Source organism: Shewanella electrica (genome assembly GCF_022321485.1).
In the GTDB taxonomy this organism is placed as follows: Bacteria; Pseudomonadota; Gammaproteobacteria; order Enterobacterales; family Shewanellaceae; genus Shewanella; species Shewanella electrica.
The window spans coordinates 1-574 of sequence record NZ_JAKOGG010000054.1; the positions used below are offsets into that span (position 1 = coordinate 1).

The 574-nt window shown below is 63.8% G+C and carries 1 protein-coding gene; it reads left to right on the forward strand.

Annotation, left to right across the window (positions count from 1 at the left end; all coding sequences use genetic code 11):
- The coding region (locus L9G74_RS23820) for a chlorophyll a/b-binding protein (protein WP_238898511.1) at positions 1-433 on the forward strand (433 nt) is incomplete at its 5' end.
- Between the last annotated feature and the right edge of the window lie 141 nt (positions 434-574).

Sequence of the window (574 nt, forward strand, 5' to 3'; positions counted from 1 at the left end):
CGTCAAGGTCGGCGAGGCCGTGTGGTTCAAGGCGGGCTCGCAGATCTTCAGCGAGGGCGGGCTCGACTACCTCGGCAACCCGAGCCTGATCCACGCGCAGAGCATCCTCGCCATCTGGGCGGTGCAGGTGGTGCTCATGGGCGCCGTCGAGGGGTACCGCATCGCCGGCGGGCCGCTCGGCGAGGTCGTCGACCCGCTCTACCCCGGCGGCAGCTTCGACCCGCTCGGCCTCGCCGACGACCCGGAGGCCTTCGCGGAGCTCAAGGTGAAGGAGATCAAGAACGGCCGCCTCGCCATGTTCTCCATGTTCGGCTTCTTCGTCCAGGCCATCGTCACCGGCAAGGGCCCCCTCGAGAACCTCGCCGACCACCTCGCCGACCCCGTCAACAACAACGCCTGGGCGTACGCCACCAACTTCGTCCCCGGCAAGTGAAGTGGGGGACCGTAGCTTAGCAGTGGTTAATTGTGGTTGGATGGATTTGTGGCCAGCGAGTTCGTTGTCTTTGGGTTGGGGAAGATGGGTTTAGTGCGACGAGATGATGATCGAGTTGGTGTTGTGTACACTAAGAAGATG